The following is a 26,955-nucleotide window of genomic DNA, read 5'->3' as shown; positions in this document are numbered from 1 at the left end:
ACGGATGACCTACCAAGTCGTCGTCCTGAACCGGAGCCCCGATGTGCCGTCAGTCTGCCACTGTTTGCTTGGTCAAGTCCGTCTCGCTGTCGGGGTGTTCGGGCCTGCCGTTGGCGGAGCGGCTGGTCAGGTTGCCGGACCCACGCCAGCGTCGTGGCAGGCGTCACCCGTTCGTGGTGGTACTACTGGTCGCGGCCTTGGCCGTCGTGGCCGGCGCACGGTCGTACACCGCGATCGGGCAGTGGGCCCGTAATGCCCCCCAAGAGACCCTGGCCCGACTCGGCGCACGGCTGCTGATCTCGCTGAACGTGCGCATCACCCCCAGCAGGTCAACGATCCGCCGGGTCGTGGCCACCGTCTGCCCAGGCGGTCTGGCAGACCTGATCGGCAGCGATCCGTCCGGAGCCGCGTCACTGGCGGTGGACGGCAAGAGCGCCCGCGGCTCCCGCTGCAGGGACACGCCTGCCGCACATCTGCTGGCTGCCATGACCATCGACGGCCGCATCGTCACCCAGTTGCGGGTCCCGGACAAGACCAACGAAATCACCTGCTTCGCAGCCCTGTTGGAGCCGTTCGACCTGACTGAGACCGTGGTGACCGCCGATGCTCTGCACACCCAGCGTGGTCACGCTCGCCTCCTCGTCGAGGTCAAGAAGGCCCACTACGCATTGACCGTGAAGAAGAACCAGCCCGCCCTCCACCAGCGTCTGCGAGCTCTGCCCTGGAGCGGGCGACCGCGAAATTCTACGACCGCGGTGAAGGCCACGGCCGCCACGAGACACGGGTCATCCCGGCGCTTACCATCGATGACCTGGATTTTCCGTACACCGCACAGGCCGTGAGGATCACCCGACACCGCACCGTCCTTCGAAGTGGAAAGCGCACCCGCGAGACCCTCTACGTGATCACTGACCTCACCAGCCGGCAGGCATCACCCGAAAGGATCGCCCGACTGATCAGATCACACTGGCTGATCGAGAACCGGCTCCATCATGTCCGTGACACCGCCTTCGCCGAGGACGCCTCGAAGATCCGCACCGGCCACGGACCCGAGAACATGGCCGCCCTGCGCAACCTCGCCATCAACACCCTCAGGGACCACGACCACACCAACATCGCAGCCGGCCTCCGCGAGATGTCCTACCACCCCATCACCCGCCCCCTCGACCTCCTCGGAATCACTCCCTGACCAGCAACTACACCAATCACACAGCACTTTGGAACGGCCCTGCTGCCTGTCCGGCCTCGACACCGTCCCAGTCCGCATCGTCGAAGCGCAGATCATCATGACGTGCAAGGACGGCATCGAGCATGGCTCGAGAGGCTCCTCGGGCAAAGCCCGGTGCGTAGAAAACACCAGCAACGACCAGGAGCCTCGCCCCGTCACGTTACCCCTCTGACCTGTGCCTTTCACCCTCCTCACACAAGATGAAAGAGGTCCAATCAAACTCACACCCCGGCACTGCAGGAAAGGCCACCCATCATGATCACTTACGCTTTTCTTGTCACCTCCATAACTGCCGCACTTACTGCGTTACTGCAATCACCCTGCACGCCAGCTAATGGATCAGTCACTGATTTCGGTAACCGACCTATCACCGCCCTGGTGCTAACAAGCACTCGGGCCGGCATCAACCCCACTCCAGCACCGAGTGAGTTTGCAGTGTTACTTTGCAACCCCGCTCGAGGAACACATCCACACGGTGAGCAAGCCTGCAAGGCTTTAACGGCCGCAGATGGAAACATTAAAAAGGTCAACATCAACCCAAGAGGAATGTGCCCTGACATATACAGCCCAATAACGGTAACCGCCCAAGGGTGGTGGAACGGAAAGAAGGTTTCGTACGAAAATACTTTCGGGAACTCCTGTGAGTTATCTCGGTCTACAGGCATTATATTTGCTTTTAGTCAGCCAGCTGCGATACATCATAGATCCAGCGGCAGCAGGTTGATGAGCTCGCATCGAAGGCAACTCGGGAACTCGACACCTTCGCCTGCCAAGAACGTGGCGGATCCCCCCAAGTGATTTCACCAGCACTCCTGAGGCGTTCACCCGCTTCGCCCTCGCCGCCAAGACCACAAGCCCCCTCCGTCTTCAGGAGTACCAGGTCGGCAGTGAGGTTTTGTCAGCGCAGAGCGGACTTACCCTGCCAATCGTTCCAGGACAGGTTCCATTCTCCAAATCCGTTACCAGGACCTACTCTCTCTTTGCCATTGTTTACTTCAAAGACGTCACCGACTTGAGCCTGGCCGTAGAACCAAATGGCGTCTTTGGTCGTCATCCCAAGGCAGCCATGACTGGTATTGGTGATTCCAATGTCGCTTCAGCCCATTCAGCCTGATGGGCATAGGTTCCCGAGACAGTCATACGCATGGAGCGCTGCACCATGAAGTCATACTCTTTCCCTAGGCCAATGCTCTGGGAGCTCATGCGGATGGCGTCTTCTTTCGACATGAGCGTCATCTTCCCACTCCAGGTTCGATGGTTCGCGTCGCCGCCGGTTACAGGGATAGTCTTTACCTTATGACTATCGCTGATTAGCGTAAGGGTGTGGGCATTGAGGTCGACCTTCGCTATATGACTGGGCCCGATAGCGAAAGCAGTGGAGTAGGGGTGTGTAAGATAGCGTCCGTTTCCGGTGTCGACGCCGTTGAGGTCAGCGTCGAGGGTGACCTTAGTGCCGGAGGCCCAGTACGTCTTGGGTCTCCAATCGACGCGTTCACGGCCAGTTATGGGTTCAGTGACCCAACCCCATGACCCTTCCGTATTGCTACTATCCGAAACTTTGAGCTTGCGTTCAACCGCCGCTTTATTTTTGACGGGGTAATCAAAAGCCAGAGAGACGGGTTGCCCAATTCCTACGATTACCTCTTCCCCAGGCAAGACATCTATTCTGTTGACTTTCTTTGGGGCTAGAGTGGTAAAGTAGGTAATTCTGGCATTCTCGCGGCCACCGCCGTCCACGACTTTCACAGTAACCCTATATGTGGTCCCAATTACGAATCCTCCCCGCCTAGCCTCGCGCTTTCACGAGGTGGGCTGTCCGGCTGGTGATCAAGAAAGCAGAAAGTGCCTCTGACCAGCGAGAATGAGGATTGCTGAGGTCCTTGTTCCCGCCACCGTCGGAGGCACTTTCCAGGTGAAGAAGCGTATCGGGTCCTACCCGCGTGTCCGCGTTGAGGGCGGCGGTCGCGCAGTGGTTTCGCAGGCCGGTGCGGTGCTGCTGGTCGAGACGGTCCGCAAGACCGGCCTGGATGCGGCGATATCGGCGGCACTCGCCCCGTGGCGCAAGCAGCGGGCCGTCCATGACCCGGGGAAGGTCCTCCTGGACGTCGCCCTCACGGTCGCGCTGGGCGGGGACTGTCTGGCCGACGTGGGCATGCTGCGGGCGGAGCCCACTGTGTTCGGGCCGGTGGCCTCCGACCCGACCGTCTCCCGACTCATCGACACGCTCGCCCGGGGTGGGAAGCGGGCCCTGACCGCACTGCGCACGGCCCGCGCCGAAGTACGCGAACACGTCTGGAAGTTGGCCGGCCAGTCGGCGCCAAACGCGGGCGGGCAGGTGATCGTGGACATCGACGGCGTCCTCGTCATCGCCCACTCCGAGAAGCAGGACGCCGCCGCGACCTGGAAGAAGACGTTCGGGCACCACCCGCTGATGGGGTTCGTCGACCACGGCCGGGGCGGGTCCGGTGAGCCGGTCGTGGGCCTGCTGCGGCCCGGCAACGCGGGCTCCAACACCGCCGCCGACCACATCGAGGCCGCGAAACTGGCCCTGGCCCAGTTGCCGAAACGGCTCCGGCAGGGGCGCCAGACCCTGATCCGCACCGATTCTGGCGGCGGTACCCACGAGTTCGTCGCCTGGCTCACCCGGCGGGGGCGGTGGCTGTCGTACTCGGTCGGGATGACCATCACCGACGCCATCCACCAGGCCGTCGTGAAGGTCCCGGCCTCGGCCTAGTACTCCAGCAGCGGTTCGTGTCCTGAGCTGCTTCTTCTTTTGTAGTGGCAGTGTTGGGCGGTTGCCTGGCGGTGTCTGCGCCAGTGGGACCAGGCCAGTGCGCGATCTCGTGGATGGCGGTGTGATGTTCGGTGGGGCAGGAGATGTTCCAGGAGCCGGCGGAACTCCGCCACGGTGAGTGGGATGGTTCTGCTGGTGGGGTCGTTTCTGCAGCCCCTTTTGAGGCGTCAGCGGCGAGGCCGGCGAGAAAGGCGTGGGCGAGCATGACCAGGGTGACGTGGCGGTACCAGCCCACGTAGCGGCGGACTTCGTACTCGTCCAGGCCGCATTCGTTCTTCGCGGCCTGGAAGCACTCCTCGATCGTCCAACGCATACCGGCGACCCGGGCCAGATCAGCGACAGTGCAGACGACCGGGGCGTAGGCGAAATAGTAGGCGATCTCGTCCGGGCGGGTCAGGCTTCGGCGGGCCAGGACCCAGCGGTGATGGGTGGGCTCATCACCGTCGAAGAAGCTGATGGCCGGAAGTCTGGCGCTCGCCCAGTCGTAACGGCGCGGGCCTTTTGCACCGATGCCGCAGGAGAGCCGCTGCCAGGCATCCTCCGGGGCCTGGCTGATGAGCTCGTCGATCCTCCAGGAGCCTGCCAGGGACTTGACCTGCTGCGACTTGGGTACCGCGACCACATAGCCGACACCGAGTTCCTCAAGTAAGCGCCGGAACTTCCACTCCTGGCCGTACGCCTCGTCCGCCGTTACCCACTGGGCAGGCAGGCCCGCTGCCAAGGTACGGATCACGATCGACTTCGCAAGCTCGCCCTTGGTTGCGAACCCTCTCTCGTCAGGGATCTTCGCCGCCCGGCAGCGTTCCCGGTCACTCGTCCAGGCTTTGGGGAGATACAATTCCCGGTCCACCAAGGCCCGTCCATGCTCGGTGGCGTAGGCGGCGAAGACTCCGATCTGGCAGTTGTCGATCTTTCCAGATGTGCCGGTGTATTGCCGTCCCACGCCCGCGGACGTGGTGCCTTTCTTGATGAATCCGGTGTCGTCGAGGATGAGTACACCGCCGGGGCCGAGCTTCCCGGCAACGTAGTCCCGCACATCGTCACGGATCTCATCCGCGTCCCAGACGCTCGAGTTCAAAAGCCGCTGGAATCCGTCCGGGCTACGGTGACCTGCGTATTCAGCCAACTGCCAGCCGTTCTTGCGGGCCACCGGAGCCAGCAGTCCACGCAGGTAGTCCCGCATCCGCCCGAGCGAACCGACCCGCCACCCGAGCAAACACCGACTCCAACTCAGCGGCCCAGGCCGCACCGTCCGTCATCCCCACCATGCCCAGTCAACGATGAACTACAGCTCAGGACACGAACCGCTGCTGGAGTACTAGTGGCTCGTCACGCTGTCTTGGCGGGGTAATGAGTCCATGTTCGGATCGTTGAGTCTGGGGCGAAGTGTGTCTTCGGTTTCGTGTGAGTGTTGCGCCAGCGGACGTAGGCTCCGATGGCGGCGTTCTGCTCGTCGTGGCTGCGGTGGTCGGTGCCGTTGAGCGCGAAGTAGCGCAGGGCTGCGAACTCGGCCTCGATCCAGTTCAGCCAGGAGCCGTAGGTCGGCAGGAAGACCAGCTCGATGCCGTTGTCGGCCGCCCAGGTGCGGACCTCGGTGTGTTTGTGCGGGGAGAAGTTGTCCAGCACCACGTATAACTTCTGACCGGGCCAGCGGGCGCGCAGGGCCTTGAGGAGGCCGAGGAACTCTCGCCACCGCTTGCGCGGGCGGATGCGGTAGTACAGCTTGCCGGTGGCCAGATCGAGGGCGGCCAGCATGTGCCGCACTCCGCTTGTGCGGCGGTAGGTGGCCCGCAGCCGACGCGGGCGTCTGGCAGGCCCCCATGCCTTGCCCTTGCGGGGCATCAGGTTCAGCGGCCCGAACTCGTCGACGCATATCACCCGCCCGTCGGTGGGTGGGGTGTCGTACAACGCCAGGACGCGGTGCATCTTGGCGATGAACTCCGGGTCGGTGGACGCCTTCCAGGTCGTGGTGGTCTTCCAGGAGACCTTGCCCTCGCGCAGGATCCGACGCAGGGTCTCTCGGCTGATGGACGTGGTGACGTTCTGCCTGACCAGATGCTCGGCGAGCTTGGCAAGGCTCCAGGTGGAGAACGCGGTGATCTTCCAGTCGGTGGGGGACGTCCGGGCGATCAGGCAGATGTGCTCACGCACCTCATCGCTGATCGTCTTGGGGCGTCCCCCGCTCCATTTTGGGTCCAGCGCGTCAAACCCCCGCTCGTTGAAGGCGTGGATGACCTCGCGAACGTAGTCCTCTCCGACCTGCATCAATGTCGTGATGTCCTTGACCGTCTGGCCCTGGGCGGACATGAGGACCACGATCGCCCGGCGGAGTTTCACCGGGTCCCTCGCGCTCCGGCTGATCCGCTGCAGCTTCCGGCCCTCGTCCACTGCGACCGGCCGGACGAACACACTCGGTCGACGTCCCACAACCACCTCCAAGACCAGGACTTGGAGACAGTCTGCTCGCCGACGACCAGCACATCGATTACCCGACCAAGGCTGTGTGACGAGCCACTAGACGCCGGCCGTCGAACCCGACGGCGACATCCGTGACGGCGCCTGGGTCGCCGAACTCGCCGGCGACTGCCTGACGGGCTGGCCGAAGGGGCTGCGACTGATCGTGCGCAAGGAACGGCCGCACCCCGGCGCCCAGTTGCGCTTCACCGATGCCGACGGCATGCGGTTGACCTGCTTCGCCACCAACACGGCCGACGAGGCGATCGCCGCCCTTGAACTGCGTCACCGGCAGCGGGCCCGGGCCGAGGACCGCATCCGCGCCGCCCGCGCCACCGGCCTGCGCAACCTCCCCCTCCACGACACCGCGCAGAACCAGATCTGGCTGGAGATCGTGCAGATCGCCCTCGACCTGCTGGCCTGGATGCCCCTGCTCGCCCTCAACGGCACCGCCCGGCTCTGGGAGCCCCGCCGCCTGCGGCTTCGACTGTTCTCCACCGCCGCCCAGTTCATCACCACCGGCCGCCGCCGATACCTCCGCCTCGCCAAGCACTGGCCCTGGACCGACGTAATCACCAACGCCCTGGACCAGCTCCACACCCTCCCGAACCCAGGCTGACCAGCACCTTCCCATCCCTGCGATCAGCACCAGCCCACCGGAGCCGTGGAACCCGGCGCACACCCGACGCGACAGCCGGGCCACCGACCTGCCCATCACCAGCCCGGACAACCAAAACGGCCCGCCGGAGAAACCGACGGACCGTCACGAAAGATCGAGGTTAGTAGCCAAGCAGTTATGAGTCCGGAGGCAGATATTCGAGAGCCTGGTCGCAAGCTCTCAGTGACCGATGGAAGGGGCCAGGCGCTGCGTCCCGCAAGTCTCCATAGGAGCAGGCCTGGAGGCCTATTCACGGGGGCTTTCGGCCTGCTGTTCTTGATCACGAGGGCGGCCCTGCTGGGTAGCGTGACGTTTGCGACGACGTCAGTTTTCTGCCGGGGCAGGGCCGTTGGGCTGGAACGTTACGACAGGGCTGGATGCCGATCAACTTGATGGGCTGGTCACACGGGTCCACCAAGAGCTCGTGGAGGACCCGGATCCGCCGGTGTCACCGGGGCGGATGTGGGCGCTGGGCCTGTACAAGTCGGTGGTGCTGGTGCTGTTCCTGCTGCGGCAGAACCCGGTGCAGGAGGCGGCCGCCGAGCTGTTCGGGATCTCCCAGGCCACTGTCTCCAGACGATGGACGGCCCTGCTGCCGGTGGTGGAGAAGGTCCTGGCCCGCCACGTTCCCGATCCGGCCAAGGCGTCTGCCGGGCGGATCGTCCTGGTCGATGGCACCTGGTCACGACGTGGGACTGGACAACCCAGGGCACCACGATGTTCTGCGGCAACACCGCGACACCGGATTCAACCTGCAGTCGCCGTCACCCTCGCCGGCGACCTCCTCGCAGTCTCCGCCCCCGTGCCCGGCAGCCGGCACGACATCCACGCCTGGCGCCAGTCCCACTTCCCCGAGGCATTCGCCGAACGCGAGGGCATCGGCGACCTGGGCTACATCGGCTCCGGACTCCTCACACCCAGACGCAAGCCACCCGGCCAGGAACAATCCGCCGGGGACAAGAGAGCCAACCGCTCCGTCAACACGCTCCGAGCCGCAGTCGAACGGGCCATCGCACACTTGAAGAACTGGAAGATTCTCGCCACCCGCTACCGCGACCCCCTCACACGCTTCACTCTCGTCACCAAGACCGTCACCGCCCTCGCTTTCTACAAGAAAGGCTGATGAAACCCCGTGAATAGACCTCATGCTGCGATGGTGAGTATATCTGCTCGCAGGTGCTGTTGTTCGAACTCACACCTCGCTGAACAGGCAGGCGGCACCTGGCGCCGCCATGCCCCGACGACCACTCACGGTGACCACGAGCCTCCAGCCGCCAAGGAACACGCGACTCCTGACTACGCAAAGGCACTTGTTTTGATCTTCTACCACGGGCTCCAGAGGCCTTCCTGGCACCCGCAGGCGGCCTGCCGAACCCGAGCTTGCCGGCAGGGGTACGGTGATGACCCACGCATTCACCTATGACGGTCACGTCTGTGGCCCAGCAGCCTGGGCCCTCGCCCTCCCTGCACTTGCCCCGTCCTCGTCGGTCCGCCCCCGCAGTTTGGCAAACCGGCGGCCGAACCTGTACTATTGATCCGAAACACTTGTGATTCTTGGCCGTTGAGCTGGGTGTGAGTGATCTGGTGAGGGACGCACGGCATCTGCCGCCGTCAGCGCAGGGGGTTCTGCGTCTGCGGGCGGTGGCGGGGCGGTGTTCGGGGTGTCGCTGAAGGCCGTGGTGGTCGGTGACCTGATCGCGAAGCTGTACCGGGTGCGGCTGACCGAGCCCGGGGTGGGCAAGTACCTCAAGCGGTGGGGCCTGACTTTTCAGCGGCCCGACAAGCGGGCCGTGGAACAGAGTCCCGAGGCGGTACGGCGCTGGCACGAGCAGACCTGGCCGGCGATCCGGACGAAGGCGAAGGCCGAGAACGCCGAGATCCTCTTCGCCGACCAGGTCACAGGCCGGACCTGGGGCGAGAAGGGGCACACCCCGATCGTGCGGCGCACCGGCAACCGGTTCTCGGTCAACGCGATGTCCGCGATCAGCACCAAGGGCCGGATGCACTTCATGGTCTTCTCCGAAACCCTCGACGCGGACGTGATGTGCCGCTTCCTGGAGCGGCTCGTCGGGCAGTTCGACCGCAAGATCCACCTCGTGGTCGACGGGCACTCCGCTCACCGCTCGAAGACGGTCCGTACCTGGCTCGCCGACCACACCGACGCGATCGAGCTGCACTTCCTGCCGCCATACTCGCCCGAACTGAACCCCGACGAGCTGGTCAACGCCGACCTCAAGCACAGCCTCCCCAAAGGCCACCGGGCCCGGAACCAGGCCGAACTCGCCGCCGAGACCCGCAGATTCTTCCGCAGACGCCAGCGCCAGCCCCACATCGTCCGCGGCTACTTCCGCGGCCCCCACGTCCGCTACACCCTCAACGAGAACCCTTTGAGTTCCTGATCAATACAAGCACAATGGATTACTCGGCAAGAGGAGGGGAACCCTATGAGCGATGACGGCATGCCTGCCGAGAAGACGTGTCCAGACTGCGGGGGCGTAGGGAAGATCCCGACCGACATGGGCGACGAAATCCAGTGTTCAGGCTGCATGGGGACCGGAACGGTGGTGGCATAGTGCTCTGCCCCCACTGCAACGTGCGTGCCGCCAAGTTGCCCTTCCGTGAGAACTACCTGTGCATCCCGTGCTACCGCCACGCCGTTGAGAAGGCGAACCAGGATCGAATTAGGCGAGGCTTGTCCGTGGTGGCGAACTTCGTCAGTGACCCCTGTTACGGATGCGACAGTCACGATGTTGACGCCAATGGTACGCACTTTTGGTGCAACAACTGCGCGATGGTCGTTCGTGTGGCGATCTGAGCCACCATGAGCTTCTTATTGAGTCGGAACTGTTCAGTTGTTCTTCTCGTTGGTGGGGCATGGTTGAGTCTGGGGATCTGCGGCGGGTGGCTCCTTCGGGGCGGGAGGTGGTGCGGTTGCGGGTGGTGGCCGCGCTGGAGTCCGGGGCGGTGGGCTCGTACCGGCAGGCGGCCGAGGTGGTTCGGGGTCGCGGAGCGGTCGGTGGGCTCCTGGTGGCGTGCCTACCAGGCCGGAGGGCGTGAGGCCCTGGCCGCGAAGCGGGTGCGTCGTCCTGGGCCGCATGAGCTGATCAGTGATGAGGAACGAGCGGTCCTCTTCCAGGCGATGGCCGACTACACGCCCGAACAGCTCCTGATCGGCGGCCCGTTGTGGACCAGGCCTTGGTGGCGAAGCTGATCCGGATGGTCACCGGGGTGGCGATGACCGAACGCGGGGTGGGCAAGTGGCTACGCCGGCACGGCCTCTCTCCGCAGCGCCCCGCCCGCCGCTCCTACCGCCGGGACCAGGAGAAAGTGGACACCTGGCTACGGGAGGAGTACCCGGCGATCGCCGCCCGGGCAAAGGCGGAGAACGCGGTGGTGACCTGGGCGGATCAGTGCGGACTGCGCTCGGACACCGCCCCGCCCGGCACCTCCTGGGCACCGAAGGGCCAGACCCCGATCGTGCGCGTGTCCGGGCGCCGGTTCAAGGTGAACATCATGTCCGCGATCGCCACACGCGGCGCCCTGTACTTCACCGTGTTCACCCAGAAGTTCACCTCGAAGGTCTTCACCACCTTCCTCGACCACCTCGCCCGCCAAAGCGGCCGGAAGGTCCACGTGATCGCCGACCGGCACCCCGTCCACCGCAGCAAGGCCATCCGAGCCTGGCTCGAGGAAAACACCGAACGAGCCGAGCTGCACCTGATGCCCGACTACAGCCCCGAACTCGACCCAGACGAGATCCTCAACGCCGACGTCAAGCGCCACATCCACGCCGCACACGCCCGCTCCGCCAACGACCTCGCCCACGAAACCCGCCGATTCCTGTAGCGCCGCCAGCACCAACCCCACATCATCCGCAGCTACTTCCACGCACGCCACGTCCACTACACCCTCGAATAGACAACCCAACAGTTCCGACTCAATGAGCCTTTTCCAACCTGATGTGGTTGGTAGGGGTGTGGTTCGGGCGGGGTGGACGGAACGACGAAGCTCCTGGTAGACGGGTTGTCGACCAAGATCAACCGTGTCCCACCAGGAGCTTCGTGTGCTTGTCTACCCGTCGGCGATCGATCTGTCCAGCGCGTCCCTGCAGTTCCTCGCCGGCCGCCTGACAGTCCATCGTCGGCAGATCGGGACGCGGTGGCGTCGGCTGACTGCAGGCCGACAGGCCCTTCTGGTCCTGGCGCACCTGCGCTGCGGGGACACCTATGCCCGCCTCGCAGCGGGCTTCGCGATCGGTATCGCCACCGTGTGCCGCTACGTCCACGAGGGCATCGGCGTCCTGGCCGCTCTTGCCCCGACGTTGCAGCAGGCGATGAAGACCGCGGCAGGCAAGGCTTTCGTGATCCTCGACGGGACACTACTCCCCATCGACCGCGTCGCCGCCGACCGCCCGTACTACTCCGGGAAACACAAGCGGCACGGCATGAACGTGCAAGTCCTCGCCGACCCCTTCGGCCGGATCCTATGGGCCTCACCCGCACTGCCAGGAGCCGTCCACGACATCAAAGCCGCCCGAACCCACAGCATCATCGAGGCTCTCGCCTCATGTGGCGTCACATGCTGGGCGGACAAGGGATACCAAGGCGCCGGCGGCACCGTCCGTGTCCCGTATCGCGGCCGTTGGAAGCACCTCTCCCACGGTCAGCAAGCCGTCAACCGTGCCCACGCAAAAATCCGCGCCCTCGGCGAACGCGCCATGGCCACCCTCAAGAACTGGCGTCTCCTCAGAAAGCTCCGCTGCAGCACCACCCGCATCACCCACACCGCCCAAGCCATCCTCACCCTGACCCTCAACACCACAACCTGAGGTTGGAAAAGGCTCAATACAAACCCTCCTTCAATACGGCTGCGACGCGATCGAGCACGGACGGAGGCGGGGTGAAGGGCACTCTCAGGTAGCGGGTCAGCGTTGCGTCGGCTGCGAAGTGCGGGCCCGGTACGAGGTCGAGCCGGTGCGCGCGGGCTCGCTCGACGACCATGTCGGCCCGGGCGTTGACCAGCCGCATCCACAGAGATAGTCCGCCGGGTGGCACTGCGAAACGCCAGCGATCGTCTCCAGTGAGCAGACCGCTCAGGTAATCTCTCTGCCCCCGCAGTTCGGTCCGGCGCCGCGCCACTACCGTATCCAGATCACTCAGCAGTTCGACAGCAACCATTTGCTGCATCGGTGCTGCGGACAGCGACCCGCACAGCGGATTGCTGCTCAATTCGCCGATGAACTGTGCAGAGCCGCGGATCCAGCCGACACGCAGGCCGCCCCAGACCGTCTTGCTGGCCGAGCCGATCAGGATCGCCTGTCGCATCCGCGGCTCAGGGCTGTGGTCATGACGCAGATCGAGGTCACGCATGGTCTCGTCCACCACGAGAACGACCTCGTGGCGGGCAGCCAGTTCGGCAACCGCGTGCCGGGTGCGAGCGGCCATGAGCGCGCCCGTCGGGTTCTGGAAATCTGGCACTAGGTAGGCAATCCCCCCGCGTGCCCTTCTCAGTGCATCCCCTAGTCGGTCCATGAGCCTTTTCCAACCTGATGTGGTTGGTGGGGGTGTGGTTCGGGCGGGGTGGACGGAACGACGAAGCTCCTGGTAGACGGGTTGTCGACCAAGATCAACCGTGTCCCACCAGGAGCTTCGTGTGCTTGTCTACCCGTCGGCGATCGATCTGTCCAGCGCGTCCCTGCAGTTCCTCGCCGGCCGCCTGACAGTCCATCGTCGGCAGATCGGGACGCGGTGGCGTCGGCTGACTGCAGGCCGACAGGCCCTTCTGGTCCTGGCGCACCTGCGCTGCGGGGACACCTATGCCCGCCTCGCAGCGGGCTTCGCGATCGGTATCGCCACCGTGTGCCGCTACGTCCACGAGGGCATCGGCGTCCTGGCCGCTCTTGCCCCGACGTTGCAGCAGGCGATGAAGACCGCGGCAGGCAAGGCTTTCGTGATCCTCGACGGGACACTACTCCCCATCGACCGCGTCGCCGCCGACCGCCCGTACTACTCCGGGAAACACAAGCGGCACGGCATGAACGTGCAAGTCCTCGCCGACCCCTTCGGCCGGATCCTATGGGCCTCACCCGCACTGCCAGGAGCCGTCCACGACATCAAAGCCGCCCGAACCCACAGCATCATCGAGGCTCTCGCCTCATGTGGCGTCACATGCTGGGCGGACAAGGGATACCAAGGCGCCGGCGGCACCGTCCGTGTCCCGTATCGCGGCCGTTGGAAGCACCTCTCCCACGGTCAGCAAGCCGTCAACCGTGCCCACGCAAAAATCCGCGCCCTCGGCGAACGCGCCATGGCCACCCTCAAGAACTGGCGTCTCCTCAGGAAGCTCCGCTGCAGCACCACCCGCATCACCCACACCGCCCAAGCCATCCTCACCCTGACCCTCAACACCACAACCTGAGGTTGGAAAAGGCTCCATGTCCCAGCCACCGGTAGTGACCCGACAGCCGACCAACCGTGAGCCCACGCCGCGCAACAAGTTGAGTGCGTCGAAGAACGTAGGGATCTCAACAACCGCGACTCGGGGCCGTAGTTGCGCGCTAAGCAGGGCGAGCGCGGCCCGTGTTCCGGAGGTGACCAGGACCTGCCCGGGTCTGGTCGGCAGGCCCTCCTGGGTATACCTCTCCGCGATCAGGGTACGCAGTTCCGGCAGGCCTGGCCCCGGTTCCCCGTCCTGTGCCAGCAGCGGAGCCGCCCGCTCCGCGGCCCGGAGAGTTGCTGCCAAATAGTGCGCCTGGGGTGCGGCCGGCACAGCGAGACGCAGGTCGATGGAGTTCGTCGCCCCGGTTGCCGAGATGGGAGCGATTCGCTCGGCGGCTTCGGTCGGCAGCCGAACCGTGCTCGCACTGCCGTGACGGGTATGCACCCACCCACCGTCACGCAGCCTGGCCAGCACTGCTGTCACCGTGCCGCGACTGACGCAGAGAGCGGATGCCAAGCGGCGTTCCGCAGGCAGGCTACTTCCGGTCCGCAGACGGCCGTCGAGTACCGCTTCCTGCACCGCTGCAGCCAGCGCCTCGGCCAGTGGAACACCGGGTCGGCGCCACTCCCCCAATGCCCCGATCAGCTGTTCATCACCCATCCGCATTAGTCCAGTTTCTCACGATTGGATCAAGGCGCCCAACTCTCAGCGGGATAACGTCATACCAAATTGACGGATGGAGCCCCCAATCCGCCCCCACTCGCGCATGATCTCGCCCGGCCGTTAGACCGCCGGGAGGCTTCCCGACAGCATGCCGCGGAAATCCTCGACCGTCTCAGTGAGGGGCCCTGCGCTTCTCGGATAGCGGTATTGAAGGTTTTCCTTATGTCACTGCCTGCAACTCCTCGTACTCGGCGTGGACTTCTGCGGGGGTCTTGTAGCCGAGTCCGGAGTGGAGGCGTTTTCGATTGTAGAACATCTCGATGTAGCGAACGATCGCCCGGTGGGCATGTGCGAGTGTTGGGAACGTAGTTCGGTGCACGAGTTCGTTTTTGAGGGCGCCGAAGAAGGATTCAGCCATCGCATTGTCCCAACAGACACCGGTGCGGCCGACCGAAGCTCGCAGGCCCAACGAGCCGAGCTTACGACGAAGTTCCCGAGACGTGTATTGACTGCCGCGATCGGAATGAAATATGCAGCCTTCGGCGAGGTCGATGTTCCGGGCCGCCATATCGAGTGCATCCGATATGAGAGAGGTCTTCATGTGGTCGGCCATCGCCCAGCCGACCACAGCTTTGGTGTGGCAGTCGATGACGGTTGCGAGATAAAGGAACCCGGCCCAGGTGTGAACGTAGGTGATATCGCTGACCAGTTTGCGCCCGGGAGCGTCAGCGGTGAAGTCACGGGCCAGAAGGTCTGGCGTGGCCGGCGCCGCATCATCGGCGATCGTGGTCGCCCGCCAGGGCCGCGGCTGGCACGGCACCAGACCGAGCTCGCGCATCAGCGCGCGGACCAGTTCTGCTCCGGCCTGCACGTTCATTCGCTGGAGCGCGGCGTGGACACGCCGGTAGCCGTAGGTCTCTTGCGAGTCAGAGAAGACCTGGAGGATGACGGTCTTCAGTTCTGCACGGCGCTTCGCCGTGGCCGACAATGGCCTCGATCTCCAATGGTAAAAGCCCGACGTGGACACTCCCGCCCAGGCGCACATCTGCTGCACGGGAAAGTTGTCAGACTCGCCGTCGATGAACTCGTACTTCTCCGTCACCGGTATTCCTGGGCGAAGAAGGCCGCAGCTTTTCCCAGGAACTCGGTCTTCATACGGAGTTCCCGGTTCTCACGTTCCAATTCGCGAAGGCGGGCACGTTCGCTGATGTTCAACGGGGGCTCCTCACCGGCGTGCTCTTGCCGGTACCGGCTGACCCAGGTGCCCAGCGTTCCCTCGTTCACCTGTATCTCTCGGGCGACCTCAGCGATCGGGCGGGACTCCACAACCACCATCTTGACCGCCTCGTCCCGAAATTCGGGACTGAACTTCCTACGCTTCTGTGCCACGTGCTCTCTCCGTCGCTCTGGACTTCGATCCTATGGGGACCGCTGTCCGAGAACTTCGGGGCTCCTCACAGGAAAGAAGGGGCCTCAATGTGGACTTATCACGAACTCCAGCACCATTACCGCGCCCAGGAGCTACAGGCGGCAGCGCGACGGTACCGTCTGGCTCGTGACGCCGCGAACGCCAATCCTGAACACAGCCGACAAGGAAAGGGAACAATGAGGCACTGGAACGTGACCATTCCCACCAGCCTGCCCGACGGGACCCGCGGTATTCACATCTTCGTTGTCGAGGCAGAAGAAGAACGCACTGCGCAAGAAACTGCACTGAAACAGGCCGTCGAGGCGCACGCCACATACCACAGACGCGGCGCCATAATATTCCGCGATAAAGTTCACTGAACCTCTTTCATCCTGAATAGTTGCAGGTCAGGAGGGTGTGGATGGCTTGGACGATGGTGCTGATGCGGCGTGTGGAGCATCTGGCGTGCCGTAGTACTCGCCAGGACTTGAGTTGGGCGAAGGCGCGTTCGCCGGGTGCTCGCAGTCTGGCGTGGCCGCGGTTGAACTGTTGGTAGTGCTCGGGTTGTTCGTGGTGGTTCTTGTAAGGGGTGCGGACGGTTGCGCCGGCGCCTTGGTAGGCGCGGTCGGCCAGGACGAGGATCTGCCGGGTCAGACAGGCCTGGACAATGCCGTGGGCCCGGGCTGCGGTGAGGTCGTGGGTGCGGCCTAGTGTGGCGCGTGAGAACCACAGGGGTGTGCCATCCGGTGAGGCGATGACCTGCACGTTCATCCCGTGCCGTCTGCGCTTCTGCGAGTAGTACGGCTCGTCCGCGGCGATCCGATCGGTCGGGATCAAGGTGCCGTCAACGATGACGAAGTCCCCTTCACCCAAGCCGACAAGGGCTTCACGCAGGCCCGGTGCCCAGGAGGCGAGGAGGTCAAGAGTCTCCGACGTACCGCCAGGCCGTCGCCTCCGACACACCAAACCCTGCTCCGACCTGCGCGAACGTCTCATTCTTCCGCAGATGCGCCAACACCAGCAGGGCTTGCTTGAAGCAACCCAACCTCCGCCACGGCGAGTTGATCTCACACCTGCGGGCGTAGATCAGCCAGGAGACATGCTCGACGAGCTCATGCGGGACGTCGAGCATGGAAAAATACGGAACCAACAGGGCCCCTCGGACGCCGGTGTGATGAGCGAAGTCACCACGGCAACGACCAGGGGCCCTGCCTCGTCACCCCCACCCCCTCTGACCTGCTCCTTCACCCTTCCAGAGACGGGATGAAAGAGGTTCACTATTCCATCATCAAAAATGCTCTAATGTGATCCTGGTAAGCATCCCCGCCCGGTCGTCGGTAGCCTTCTTGTCTTAGCAGGCTTCATCTTAACTGCAGAGACGCCGCCCTTCGCCGTCTCTGCGCCCCCACCCCAGCGCTCCAAATTCTCGCTAGCGGTCTGATATCCCGTAGACAGGCAAAGCATCTTCCGGGCCCGGGAAAGCAACACCGACCTCACTCCCACCGAATTCGCAGCAACCCAAGTACTGCCCAGCGCACTCACCACGTGATCAGCGCTAGCACGACCTCCGGTCTGGCACTCGGCGGCATCACCTCGACGCCGACAGGCGCCCTCCCTTCCCCCGGAACCGCCACCACGCCCGTCTCGCCGCAGCAGACACCCCGGCCGCCCTCGGCCCCTCCCACAGTCCTTGCGTCCATTACCCCGAGGGAGACGTCATGACCGACTCCATACCTTCCCGCACCACGATCCCACTCACACGCCAGTCCCTCACCACCCACCAAGGGCAAGCCAGCACCCGCACGCAGGCGAACGGCGCTCGCCTCACCCGTGCCGAACTCGAAGTGCTTCAGCTGCTACCGAGTGATCTCACCCTGCACGAGATCGCTACCAGACGGCACGTCTCCGCCAACACCATCAGCACCCAGATCAAAAGCATCTACCGCAAACTGGGCGTCCGGCGACGGCTCGGCGCCATCAACGAGGCCCAGCAACAAGGCTTCCTCCGCCCCGACCAAGACGCCAGGTAGTAAAGGATTCACATATGGAGTATCAACCCGAGCCCGTCCCGTTCTCTGGCCCCGGCCCCGGCGGCCCCGCCGAGGATCCCTTCTTCGGCCGGATCGACATCGGCCTGGACACCCGCGGCGGGGTGCTGACGGTCCAGGGCCGCCGGCTCCCCCGGGTCGAGCTGCGTCGCCTTCCGGGGGCGGAGGTGGACGAACGCATCCCCATCGGTACACGGGAGGTGGCCTGGCTCACCATGAGCCTCGACGGCGCCAGCGTGCATATCTCTCCCGCCAAGGGACGGCTCTCGCGCCGCTCCTATCGCGTGGACGTGACGTACGAGGGCGCTGACTACCGGCTGGTGCCACGCTCCTCCGCCGAGAGCAAGCTGCTGAAGGATGAGCGCCGCATCGGAACATTCGCTTCGCGCGGCGACGGCACGGTGGTGGCCGTATGGCGGCACGACGCGAAGGCGCTGCCTCAGGACGCGGCCGTCGGCTATGCCCTGGCAGCCGGGTTCGGTACGGGAGGCCAGTCGGCACTGATGGTGGTTGTCGACATTATCGGTGGCCTTATCCCCTGAAGCGCGCCGTCCGACAGACGCTCCTGCCCCAGGGCGACTCTGCTGCGCAATTTGCTGCGGTGGGCGATGTGTTGGCGAGATGATCGTTCCCGCGGTCGTTTCCTTGTCGTGCGGCCGTAGGGGAGATGGTGCGGATGTCCATCCCCTCTGTGTGTGGAGGGTTTTGTTAAGCGGCTTGGGGCTGCTGTTCCCTGGCGTGGTGTCGGTTTTCGTAGTCGATGGGTGACAGACAGTCGCAGGCAGAGTGCCTGCGGTGCGGGTTGTACCAGTCGGTGATCCAGGTCGCGATCTTGATGCGGGCCTCGGCCCGGATGCGGAAAGGGTGCCGGTGGATGTACTCGACCTTCAGCGTCGAGTTCGTTGCCTCGGCGACCGCGTTGTCCAGGGCGGATCCGACGCGCCCCATGGACTGCACCACGCCCAGGCGACCACAGGCGTCCCCGAAGATCTTTGACGTGTATTCGCTGCCGCGGTCGGTGTGGAACACGACACCGGCCACATGGCCGCCGCGGGTCGCGGCGGCCATGTTCAAGGCGGCGACCACGAGTTCGGTGTCGTGGTGGGCGTCCGTCGCGTAGCCGAGCAGGCGGCGGGAGTGCAGGTCGATGACGGTGGCCAGGTAGAGCTTGCCCTCGTCGGTGACGATCTCGGTCATGTCGCCGCACCAGGCGACATCCGGTGCCGGCGCGGTGAACTTCCGCTGGACCAAGTCCGGCGCGACCGGTCGTTTGCCCTGCCGGGTCAGCGACCGCCGGCGCTTTGGGACGCGGCCAGGCCGAGCTCGGCCATCAACGTCGCGACCGTGTTCTTCGACACCCGCCAGCCACGCTCGCGCAGCTCAACGTGGACTCGCGGGGAGCCGTAAGTGCCGCCGGAGGCATCGAAAGACCTCACGGATCGCCAGGGCGAGTCGGCGCGACGCTCATCGCATGCGGATGGTGTGCGTCCCAGCCACTTGTAGAACCAGGACTGCGAAACCTCAAGGGCCCGGCAGGAGACGGCGTGCGGCACCCGGTGGCTGGCCCTCTGGTCGGCGATGAAGTCCGCAACCCTCACTTCGTCGCCTCCTTCACCCACAGGACCACCGATCGCTTGAGGACATCACGTTCCATCCGCAGCTCGTGAATCTCCCGGCGCAGCCGCGCGAGCTCGGCCCGCTCATCAGAATCCAAGCCAGCCCGGGCGGCCTCCTTCTCCCGGGAGATCCAGGTCGCCAGCGTGCCCTCGTTGATCCCCAGATCCCTCGCGACCTGTGCCACGGGCTTCCCCGTCTCACGGACAATCCGAACGGCCCCGGCCCGGAACTCCGCGTCGTACCTCTTGCATATCTCTGACATCAAACTTCCTCATAGCGGACATCTCCACACTACGAGGGGAAGCACAGGCAGCGTGACGACCCGCTGACAAGGGTTGACACACGACAGGAATTGTCACACGCTCTTAAAAGCGTGGTGCTGCACGCGCACGGCTCTTGCAAGGTCGCTGTGATCTCGTGAATGTGCTGGTCAACTGCAGTGTGACCGGAAATGCCGAAGCTCCGTTGATATGGGTGAGCTACTGTACCAACTCGCCTGCAAACAACGGAGATGCTTCGATGTGCCGTCAGTCTGCCATGTCTGCATTCGTGTTGTCGCGTTCTGTCCTCTCCCTCTCGACGGCCACGTCGTCACCGCCGACGCAATGCGCACCCAGACCAGCCACGCCGAGCAGATCACCGCCCGGGGCGCCCACTCCATCCCAGCCTTCAAGGACAACCCGAGGCACTCCCGCCGCCAGCTGCGGCACCTGCCCTGACAGGAGGCCCCACTTCAGCACCGCACCCACAAACGGGCGCACGGAAGAGACAAGATCCGCCGCCTGAAGGTCTACACGGTCCGGCCGACCCTGCCCTTTCCACACGCGGTCCAGGCCATCAAGCTCAAGCGCCGCCGCACCCACCGCACGACCGGCAAGACCACCCTCACCTCGCCCCTGCGGTCACCAGCCTCACTCCTGGACAGGCCAACCCCGCCCAGCTCACCGAACTAAGGGCTTGCCGGGAAACAAGCCGTCGCTTCCGGCTTCGAGGCTCGTTGTTGTGGTATGGGGAGACCGGAGGGGATCGAAGCCGCACTGACCGCGAAGTTCGAGACGCTGTTCCCGCATCTCGACGAGCGTCAACGGCGGCTGGCTATAGGAGCAGAAGCACGGTCACTGGGACACGGCGGGATCAAGCTCGTCGCCCGCGCGGCCGGGGTCCGGGAGGGCACCGTTTCGCGCGGCGTGAGAGAACTTGAGTCCGGCCAGGCACCGTTGGGACGTGTCCGTCGGGAGGGCGGCGGGCGCAAGCGCGCGGTCGATCTCGATCAGGGGCTGCGGCCCGCGCTGCTGGCCCTGGTCGAGCCGGACATGCGTGGGGATCCGATGTCGCCGCTGCGCTGGACGGTGAAGTCGACCCGGCACCTGGCGGCCGAGCTGACGCGGCAGGGCCATCGGGTCTCGGCGGACACGGTTGCCGTGCTGCTGCGGGAGGAGGGCTTCAGCCTCCAGGGCAACGCCAAGACCATCGAGGGCGCCCAGCACCCGGACCGGGACGCACAGTTCCGCTACATCAACGAGCAGGCCAAACAGTTCCAGGCAGCCGGAGATCCGGTGGTCAGCGTGGACACGAAGAAGAAAGAGTTGGTGGGCAACTACAAGAACGCCGGCCGCCAGTGGTGTCGTGAAGGCGATCCGGTCCGGGTCCGTACCCATGACTTTCCCGACGCCGACCTGGGCAAGGCGATCCCATACGGGATCTACGACCTGGCCGCGGATGCTGGCTGGGTCAGCGTCGGCACCGACCACGACACCGCCGCCTTCGCCGTCCAGACGTTGCGCCGCTGGTGGCACGCGGTGGGCCGCGCCGCGTACCCGCGCTCAGGCCGCCTGCTGATCACTGCGGACGCGGGCGGCTCCAACGGCTATCGCACCCGTGCCTGGAAGGCCGAACTCGCCGCGCTGGCCCTGGAGACGGGCCTGGAGATCGCCGTGTGTCACTATCCTCCAGGCACATCAAAATGGAACAAAGTGGAACACCGGCTGTTCTCCCACATCACCATGAACTGGCGAGGCAAGCCCCTGACCAGCCACGAAGTCATCGTGAACAGCATCGCGGCGACCACCACCCGCACCGGCCTGACCATCCGCTCCGAACTCGACACCGCCACCTATGAAACCGGTGTCCGCATCGGCGACCGGCAGATGGCAGCCTTGCCGCTGGACCGTCATGCCTGGCACGGCGACTGGAACTACAGTCTCCGACCCGAGCCGTATGCCCAGGTCAGTGATGTCCCGGACCCGTTCGATCAGCCCAGTCCCGACCTTGCCTGGCTGTGCCACCCGGCCCTGACCGGACTGCCGCCCGCCGAGTGGGATGCGCTGATCTCCACACTCACCGCCCTCCATGAGGAGCAGCGGGAAACGCACCTGGACAAGCGGCGTGGCCACCGACCCCGCATCAAGGGTGGCCCCCTGACAGGCCGTCGTCCCATCCTCACCCTCGCCGACCGCCTACTGGCCGCCCTCCTCCACTACCGGCACGGGCTCCCGCAGGTCACCGTCGCCCGCCTCTTCACCGTCACACCCGAAACCATCAACCGGCGCATCCGCGACATCCGCCAGCTCCTCGACACCGCCGGATACACCGTTCATCCCGCCGACACCCGTCTCGCCGCCCTCGAAGACCTCCAGGCTTTCGCAGCGGCGGCAGGCATCACCTGCCCATCAGAGATCAAGACGGCGAGTTATTGATCGGCAAGCCCTACCCACGGGCACCGGCAGGTCAAGACCTGACACTCCAACTACTCGACCTCGAAACCTGAGAATACATCAGCCCTGTCAGCGAGCTGGCGGCCCCTCATACAAGATCGAGGCACGTACTTCCGTCGAAGCACTGAGGAGCCCCGAAGTTCTCGGACAGCGGTCCCCATAGGATCGAAGTCCAGAACGACGGAGAGAGCACGTGGCACAGAAGCGTAGGAAGTTCAGTCCCGAATTTCGGGACGAGGCGGTCAAGATGGTGGTTGTGGAGTCCCGCCCGATCGCTGAGGTCGCCCGAGAGATACAGGTGAACGAGGGAACGCTGGGCACCTGGGTCAGCCGGTACCGGCAAGAGCACGCCGGTGAGGAGCCCCCGTTGAACATCAGCGAACGTGCCCGCCTTCGCGAATTGGAACGTGAGAACCGGGAACTCCGTATGAAGACCGAGTTCCTGGGAAAAGCTGCGGCCTTCTTCGCCCAGGAATACCGGTGACGGAGAAGTACGAGTTCATCGACGGCGAGTCTGACAACTTTCCCGTGCAGCAGATGTGCGCCTGGGCGGGAGTGTCCACGTCGGGCTTTTACCATTGGAGATCGAGGCCATTGTCGGCCACGGCGAAGCGCCGTGCAGAACTGAAGACCGTCATCCTCCAGGTCTTCTCTGACTCGCAGGAGACCTACGGCTACCGGCGTGTCCACGCCGCGCTCCAGCGAATGAACGTGCAGGCCGGAGCAGAACTGGTCCGCGCGCTGATGCGCGAGCTCGGTCTGGTGCCGTGCCAGCCGCGGCCCTGGCGGGCGACCACGATCGCCGATGATGCGGCGCCGGCCACGCCAGACCTTCTGGCCCGTGACTTCACCGCTGACGCTCCCGGGCGCAAACTGGTCAGCGATATCACCTACGTTCACACCTGGGCCGGGTTCCTTTATCTCGCAACCGTCATCGACTGCCACACCAAAGCTGTGGTCGGCTGGGCGATGGCCGACCACATGAAGACCTCTCTCATATCGGATGCACTCGATATGGCGGCCCGGAACATCGACCTCGCCGAAGGCTGCATATTTCATTCCGATCGCGGCAGTCAATACACGTCTCGGGAACTTCGTCGTAAGCTCGGCTCGTTGGGCCTGCGAGCTTCGGTCGGCCGCACCGGTGTCTGTTGGGACAATGCGATGGCTGAATCCTTCTTCGGCGCCCTCAAAAACGAACTCGTGCACCGAACTACGTTCCCAACACTCGCACATGCCCACCGAGCGATCGTTCGCTACATCGAGATGTTCTACAATCGAAAACGCCTCCACTCCGGACTCGGCTACAAGACCCCCGCAGAAGTCCACGCCGAGTACGAGGAGTTGCAGGCAGTGACATAAGGAAAACCTTCAATACCGCTATCCGAGAAGCGCAGGGCCCCTCACACGGACATTCATGGTCCGTGCCACGCCCACGGAATCACAAGAATAGGAGAATGCTGAATGTTTCGTGCAATCACATCCCGATTAGCCACAGCTACAGCATTAGCAGGAGGTCTATTCACGGGGGTTTTCGGCCTGCTGTTCTTGATCACGAGGGCGGCCCTGCTGGGTAGCGTGACGTTTGCGACGACGTCAGTTTTCTGCCGGGGCAGGGCCGTTGGGCTGGAACGTTACGACAGGGCTGGATGCCGATCAACTTGATGGGCTGGTCACACGGGTCCACCAAGAGCTCGTGGAGGACCCGGATCCGCCGGTGTCACCGGGGCGGATGTGGGCGCTGGGCCTGTCAAGTCGGTGGTGCTGGTGCTGTTCCTGCTGCGGCAGAACCCGGTGCAGGAGGCGGCCGCCGAGCTGTTCGGGATCTCCCAGGCCACTGTCTCCAGACGATGGACGGCCCTGCTGCCGGTGGTGGAGAAGGTCCTGGCCCGCCACGTTCCCGATCCGGCCAAGGCGTCTGCCGGGCGGATCGTCCTGGTCGATGGCACCCTGGTCACGACGTGGGACTGGACAACCCAGGGCACCACGATGTTCTGCGGCAACACCGCGACACCGGATTCAACCTGCAGTCGCCGCCACCCTCGCCGGCGACCTCCTCGCAGTCTCCGCCCCCGTGCCCGGCAGCCGGCACGACATCCACGCCTGGCGCCAGTCCCACTTCCCCGAGGCCTTCGCCGAACGCGAGGGCATCGGCGACCTGGGCTACATCGGCTCCGGACTCCTCACACCCAGACGCAAGCCACCCGGCCAGGAACAATCCGCCGGGGACAAGAGAGCCAACCGCTCCGTCAACACGCTCCGAGCCGCAGTCGAACGGGCCATCGCACACTTGAAGAACTGGAAGATTCTCGCCACCCGCTACCGCGACCCCCTCACACGCTTCACTCTCGTCACCAAGACCGTCACCGCCCTCACTTTCTACAAGAAAGGCTGATGAAACACCGTGAATAGACCCCCTTGGCCCACAAGGGAAATAGGCCCCTTAGGGATCTACCTGAATCCTTGCGGCTTCCGGTCCTCCCGGGAGGGTTATTCACCAGAGCTTTGTCATGGTCCTCGATCTGTGGGTGTGCAGTGAGCCTTTTCCAACCTCAGGTGCAGGAGGTCTATTCACGGAGGTTTTCGGCCTGCTGTTCTTGATCACGAGGGCGGCCCTGCTCGGTAGCGTGACGTTTGCGACGACGTCAGTTTTCTACCGGGGCAGGGCCGTTGGGCTGGAACGTTACGACAGGAGGCCTATTCACGGGGGTTTCAACCATCGTTCTTGATCACGAGGACGGCCCTGCTCGGTAGCGTGACGTTTGAGAGAGCGTCAGTTAACCACCGTGGCAGGGCCGTTGAGCTGGAACATTACGACAGGACTGGACACCGAGCAACTTGACGGGCTGGTCGCACGAGTTCACCAAGAGCTCGTGCAGGATCCGGACCCACCGGTGATGCCGGGGCGGATGTGGGCGCTGGGCCTGTACAAGTCGGTGGTGTTGGTGCTGTTCCTGCTGCGGCAGAACCCAGTCCAGGAGGTGGCCGCCGAGTTGTTCGGGATCTCCCAGGCCACCGTCTCCAGGCGATCGGACGGCCCTGCTGCCGATGGTGGAGAAGGTCCTGGCCACGCACGTTCCCGATCCCACCGAGGCCTCTGCCGGCCGGATCGTACTCGTGGATGGCACCTTGGTCACGACGTGGGACTGGTCCAGCGAGGGCACCACGATGTTCTCCGGCAAGCACCGCGACACCGGCTTCAACCTGCAGATCGCCGCCACTCTCGCCGGCGACCTGCTCGCGGTCTCCGCGCCGGTGCCCGGCAGCCGGCACGACATGCACGCCTGGCGCCAGTCCCACTTCCCCGAGGCCTTCGCCGAACGCGAGGGCATAGGCGACCTGGGCTACGCCGGCTCCCGACTGTTCACCCCCAGGCGCAAGCCGCCCGGCCAGGAACGATCCGCCGGAGACAAGAGAGCCAACCGCTCCGTCAACACGCTCCGAGCCGCAGTCGAACGGGCCATCGCGCACCTGAAGAACTGGAAGATTCTCGCCACCCGCTACCGCGGCCCCCTCACCCGCTTCCCCGACATCGTCAAGACCGTCACCGCCCTCACCTTCTACACAAGAGGCTGGTGAGGCCTACGTGAATAACCCTCCGGGTATGAAACTCACTAAATCTTCCTACGGGTCGGCCAGCGCGATCCGAATTATTCCTCTGACATGAAAGGTTTCAAAAATGAACAAGTTGCACATGAAGACCCTTGCGGTAACGGTGACTCTGCTTGCTTCCCTAGGGGTGGCAGGGGCGACCGCGGCTCTGGCTGCGCCAAATAATGCAGCAAATCTAGGATCCCCTTCTCCCTTTAATTGTAAAGAATTCATTACAGTGTTGAGTCGGATTCACGACAAAATCGAGAGGGAGGCAGTCATTAGAAGCTACAGCGAGACATCCGGTGAGGATGAGGTGAAGAAGTGCATAGAGGAGAATAAGGGCCTCCTGGGCTACTGAGCCTCTTTCATCCTGGGGTTGCGAGGGTGACGGACGACAGTGTTTCCGCAGGTCGGACATGGTTGGTGCTGCGCACCGAGCCGAGGATGAAAAAGGCTCACTGATTCCCAGTGCCCACAGGACGTTCATGCGGCGTCGTGCGAGAGCGATGATCGCCTGCTTGTGGCTCATGCCCTCGGCTCTCTTACGTTCGTAGAACGCTCTGGAAACGGGGCAGGAGCGGGAGGCGACCTGGGCGGACATGTAGAAGACCCGCATCAGGCGGCGGCAGGAGCGACGTGGACGGCGCATGTTGCCGCTGATGCGTCCGGAGTCCTTGGGGACCGGGGCCAGGCCAGCGACGCCGGCGAGGCGGTCGGAGCTGCCGAAGACGCTGAGGTCGCCGCCGGTATGGGCGATGAACTCGGCACCCAGGACGGGGCCGATGCCAGGCATGCTCAGGATGATCTCGGCGTGTGGGTGGTCGCGAAACCGGCCCTCGATCAGGGCGTCGGTCTCGGCGATCTCCTCATCGAGGGCCATCACCGCCCTCGCCAGCTTGGCGACCACAGCGGCTGCGAGCTTCTGCCCAGAGATGGCGGTGTGCTGGGCCTCGGCGGCTTGAACCGCGGTGGACGCGACGAGTTGGTAGCTGCGGACCTTGCGGTTCTTCAACCAGATGGCGAGCCGGTTCTTGCCGATACGCCGGAGGGCAGCCGGAGTCTGGTACTGGGTCTGAGGCGACCGCATCCCCTATGACGAGAGCACGGCCTTCCCCACGAAACTCATCGCATTGGCGGTGGCAGCTTGACTCCAAACCGCATCGGATGTCTGGTCGGCGATGACGAAGGCGTCCTTCGCGTCGCTCTTGCCATCGCCCCGATAGGAGCCTGAACCGTTCCGGGTTTGACGGAGATTCGAACAGGAGGTCTATTCGCGGAGGTTTTCGGCCTGCTGTTCTTGATCACGAGGGCGGCCCTGCTGGGTAGCGTGACGTTTGCG

General features: G+C 64.3%; 21 protein-coding genes and 9 pseudogenes. 18 read left to right on the top strand and 12 right to left on the bottom strand.

Features of this window, described 5'->3' with window-relative positions; all coding sequences use genetic code 11:
* The first annotated feature begins 41 nt into the window (after positions 1 to 41).
* Together SNOUR_RS49455 and SNOUR_RS49450 are read left to right on the top strand one after the other, a co-directional pair.
* Positions 42 to 1,189: pseudogene (locus SNOUR_RS49455) on the top strand (ISAs1 family transposase).
* A gap of 294 nt (positions 1,190 to 1,483) precedes the next feature.
* Positions 1,484 to 2,026 carry an SSI family serine proteinase inhibitor gene (locus tag SNOUR_RS49450; protein WP_079143275.1) on the top strand — a complete coding sequence of 181 codons (543 nt, stop codon included), beginning with the start codon at positions 1,484 to 1,486 and terminating at the stop codon, positions 2,024 to 2,026.
* A gap of 100 nt (positions 2,027 to 2,126) precedes the next feature.
* Here the strand turns inward: SNOUR_RS49450 and SNOUR_RS49445 are convergent, their stop codons facing one another.
* Together SNOUR_RS49445 and SNOUR_RS46825 are read right to left on the bottom strand one after the other, a co-directional pair.
* Positions 2,127 to 2,282, bottom strand: a complete 156-nt coding sequence (locus tag SNOUR_RS49445; RefSeq protein WP_376738572.1) for a hypothetical protein — start codon at positions 2,280 to 2,282, stop codon at positions 2,127 to 2,129.
* Positions 2,279 to 2,998 carry a L,D-transpeptidase family protein gene (locus SNOUR_RS46825; RefSeq protein WP_312636270.1) on the bottom strand — a complete coding sequence of 240 codons (720 nt, stop codon included), beginning with the start codon at positions 2,996 to 2,998 and terminating at the stop codon, positions 2,279 to 2,281. Before SNOUR_RS46825 ends, SNOUR_RS49445 begins: the two co-directional genes overlap by 4 nt.
* 142 nt (positions 2,999 to 3,140) lie before the next feature.
* Between SNOUR_RS46825 and SNOUR_RS41045 the strand changes: the two are divergent.
* A pseudogene (locus SNOUR_RS41045) lies at positions 3,141 to 3,959 on the top strand (IS1380 family transposase); the annotation flags it as partial.
* Between the two features lie 208 nt (positions 3,960 to 4,167).
* On the opposite strand, the pseudogene SNOUR_RS41040 reads toward SNOUR_RS41045, so the two are convergent.
* Positions 4,168 to 5,290 (bottom strand): annotated as a pseudogene (locus tag SNOUR_RS41040) (IS701 family transposase); the annotation flags it as partial.
* Between the two features lie 61 nt (positions 5,291 to 5,351).
* Positions 5,352 to 6,449 (bottom strand): IS630 family transposase, encoded by a 1,098-nt coding sequence (locus SNOUR_RS41035; protein WP_312635731.1) that lies wholly within the window; start codon positions 6,447 to 6,449, stop codon positions 5,352 to 5,354.
* A 91-nt stretch (positions 6,450 to 6,540) separates the two neighbouring features.
* Between SNOUR_RS41035 and SNOUR_RS41030 the strand changes: the two are divergent.
* From SNOUR_RS41030 to SNOUR_RS41010, 6 genes and pseudogenes are all read left to right on the top strand, one after another.
* A pseudogene (locus SNOUR_RS41030) lies at positions 6,541 to 7,095 on the top strand (transposase); the annotation flags it as partial.
* A gap of 463 nt (positions 7,096 to 7,558) precedes the next feature.
* The gene (locus SNOUR_RS41025; RefSeq protein ID WP_159426071.1) at positions 7,559 to 8,257 is read left to right on the top strand and encodes a transposase family protein; all 699 of its coding nucleotides are present in this window, start codon (positions 7,559 to 7,561) and stop codon (positions 8,255 to 8,257) included.
* Between the two features lie 538 nt (positions 8,258 to 8,795).
* Complete coding sequence (locus SNOUR_RS41020; RefSeq protein WP_312635728.1) at positions 8,796 to 9,533, top strand: IS630 family transposase; 738 nt, start codon at positions 8,796 to 8,798, stop codon at positions 9,531 to 9,533.
* Positions 9,534 to 9,955: 422 nt separating this feature from the next.
* Positions 9,956 to 10,345, top strand: a complete 390-nt coding sequence (locus SNOUR_RS49440) for a helix-turn-helix domain-containing protein (protein WP_376738571.1) — start codon at positions 9,956 to 9,958, stop codon at positions 10,343 to 10,345.
* The gene (locus SNOUR_RS48970) at positions 10,318 to 10,980 is read left to right on the top strand and encodes an IS630 family transposase (RefSeq protein ID WP_312635726.1); all 663 of its coding nucleotides are present in this window, start codon (positions 10,318 to 10,320) and stop codon (positions 10,978 to 10,980) included. The genes SNOUR_RS49440 and SNOUR_RS48970 overlap by 28 nt, the downstream gene beginning before the upstream one ends.
* 217 nt (positions 10,981 to 11,197) lie before the next feature.
* Positions 11,198 to 11,962, top strand: a complete 765-nt coding sequence (locus SNOUR_RS41010) for a transposase family protein (protein WP_067343085.1) — start codon at positions 11,198 to 11,200, stop codon at positions 11,960 to 11,962.
* Positions 11,963 to 11,975: 13 nt separating this feature from the next.
* Here the strand turns inward: SNOUR_RS41010 and SNOUR_RS41005 are convergent.
* Positions 11,976 to 12,713: pseudogene (locus SNOUR_RS41005) on the bottom strand (aminotransferase class I/II-fold pyridoxal phosphate-dependent enzyme); the annotation flags it as partial.
* Positions 12,714 to 12,786: 73 nt separating this feature from the next.
* Here SNOUR_RS41005 and SNOUR_RS41000 point away from each other — a divergent pair.
* Positions 12,787 to 13,551, top strand: a complete 765-nt coding sequence (locus SNOUR_RS41000) for a transposase family protein (protein ID WP_067343085.1) — start codon at positions 12,787 to 12,789, stop codon at positions 13,549 to 13,551.
* 444 nt (positions 13,552 to 13,995) lie between these two features.
* Here the strand turns inward: SNOUR_RS41000 and SNOUR_RS48965 are convergent.
* Together SNOUR_RS48965 and SNOUR_RS40995 are read right to left on the bottom strand one after the other, a co-directional pair.
* Positions 13,996 to 14,232: pseudogene (locus SNOUR_RS48965) on the bottom strand (GntR family transcriptional regulator); the annotation flags it as partial.
* A 223-nt stretch (positions 14,233 to 14,455) separates the two neighbouring features.
* Positions 14,456 to 15,624, bottom strand: a protein-coding gene (locus SNOUR_RS40995) for an IS3 family transposase (protein WP_099055771.1) whose coding sequence is annotated in 2 segments (ribosomal slippage) — positions 14,456 to 15,372 and positions 15,372 to 15,624 — 1,170 coding nt in all. Because the reading frame shifts where the segments join, the coding sequence is not laid out codon by codon here.
* Positions 15,625 to 15,711: 87 nt separating this feature from the next.
* On the opposite strand from SNOUR_RS40995, the gene SNOUR_RS46820 reads away from it, so the two are divergent.
* A complete protein-coding gene (locus SNOUR_RS46820) occupies positions 15,712 to 16,023 on the top strand; it encodes a hypothetical protein (RefSeq protein WP_159426070.1) in 312 nt (103 codons plus the stop codon).
* A gap of 7 nt (positions 16,024 to 16,030) precedes the next feature.
* Here the strand turns inward: SNOUR_RS46820 and SNOUR_RS40985 are convergent.
* Positions 16,031 to 16,834, bottom strand: a pseudogene (locus tag SNOUR_RS40985) (transposase family protein).
* A gap of 527 nt (positions 16,835 to 17,361) precedes the next feature.
* Between SNOUR_RS40985 and SNOUR_RS40980 the strand changes: the two are divergent.
* Positions 17,362 to 17,673: a LuxR C-terminal-related transcriptional regulator gene (locus SNOUR_RS40980; RefSeq protein WP_079143272.1), complete on the top strand. Its 312-nt coding sequence runs from the start codon at positions 17,362 to 17,364 to the stop codon at positions 17,671 to 17,673.
* Positions 17,674 to 17,687: 14 nt separating this feature from the next.
* Positions 17,688 to 18,233: a hypothetical protein gene (locus SNOUR_RS40975; protein ID WP_067357399.1), complete on the top strand. Its 546-nt coding sequence runs from the start codon at positions 17,688 to 17,690 to the stop codon at positions 18,231 to 18,233.
* A gap of 166 nt (positions 18,234 to 18,399) precedes the next feature.
* Here the strand turns inward: SNOUR_RS40975 and SNOUR_RS48960 are convergent, their stop codons facing one another.
* Genes SNOUR_RS48960 through SNOUR_RS40965 form a run of 3 tightly spaced genes read right to left on the bottom strand, consistent with a single transcriptional unit; the run spans position 18,400 to position 19,570 of the window.
* Complete coding sequence (locus SNOUR_RS48960) at positions 18,400 to 18,942, bottom strand: IS3 family transposase (protein ID WP_312635720.1); 543 nt, start codon at positions 18,940 to 18,942, stop codon at positions 18,400 to 18,402.
* 32 nt (positions 18,943 to 18,974) lie between these two features.
* Positions 18,975 to 19,289 (bottom strand): IS3 family transposase, encoded by a 315-nt coding sequence (locus tag SNOUR_RS48955; protein ID WP_312635718.1) that lies wholly within the window; start codon positions 19,287 to 19,289, stop codon positions 18,975 to 18,977.
* The gene (locus SNOUR_RS40965; RefSeq protein ID WP_067357397.1) at positions 19,286 to 19,570 is read right to left on the bottom strand and encodes a transposase; all 285 of its coding nucleotides are present in this window, start codon (positions 19,568 to 19,570) and stop codon (positions 19,286 to 19,288) included. Before SNOUR_RS40965 ends, SNOUR_RS48955 begins: the two co-directional genes overlap by 4 nt.
* Positions 19,571 to 20,315: 745 nt before the next feature.
* On the opposite strand from SNOUR_RS40965, the gene SNOUR_RS40960 reads away from it, so the two are divergent.
* The 5 genes and pseudogenes from SNOUR_RS40960 (at position 20,316) to SNOUR_RS40940 (ending at position 25,601) form a co-directional block, all read left to right on the top strand.
* Positions 20,316 to 22,004: an ISAzo13 family transposase gene (locus SNOUR_RS40960; protein WP_067342866.1), complete on the top strand. Its 1,689-nt coding sequence runs from the start codon at positions 20,316 to 20,318 to the stop codon at positions 22,002 to 22,004.
* Between the two features lie 211 nt (positions 22,005 to 22,215).
* Positions 22,216 to 23,384 (top strand): IS3 family transposase gene (locus SNOUR_RS40950; protein ID WP_099055771.1). Its coding sequence is split into 2 segments (ribosomal slippage): positions 22,216 to 22,468 and positions 22,468 to 23,384, totalling 1,170 coding nucleotides; the frame shifts between segments, so codons are not numbered across the junction.
* A gap of 372 nt (positions 23,385 to 23,756) precedes the next feature.
* Positions 23,757 to 23,897: pseudogene (locus tag SNOUR_RS49435) on the top strand (transposase family protein); the annotation flags it as partial.
* A gap of 67 nt (positions 23,898 to 23,964) precedes the next feature.
* A complete protein-coding gene (locus SNOUR_RS40945) occupies positions 23,965 to 24,417 on the top strand; it encodes a transposase family protein (protein WP_079143271.1) in 453 nt (150 codons plus the stop codon).
* 653 nt (positions 24,418 to 25,070) lie between these two features.
* Positions 25,071 to 25,601 carry a transposase family protein gene (locus tag SNOUR_RS40940; protein ID WP_079141959.1) on the top strand — a complete coding sequence of 177 codons (531 nt, stop codon included), beginning with the start codon at positions 25,071 to 25,073 and terminating at the stop codon, positions 25,599 to 25,601.
* 481 nt (positions 25,602 to 26,082) lie between these two features.
* Here SNOUR_RS40940 and SNOUR_RS40935 read toward each other — a convergent pair.
* Positions 26,083 to 26,688, bottom strand: a pseudogene (locus tag SNOUR_RS40935) (transposase); the annotation flags it as partial.
* Between the last annotated feature and the right edge of the window lie 267 nt (positions 26,689 to 26,955).

It is taken from the genome of Streptomyces noursei ATCC 11455 (assembly GCF_001704275.1).
Lineage (GTDB): Bacteria > Actinomycetota > Actinomycetes > Streptomycetales > Streptomycetaceae > Streptomyces > Streptomyces noursei.
Note: the sequence above shows the minus strand (reverse complement) of the source record. Positions and strands in the feature narration are given on the sequence as shown.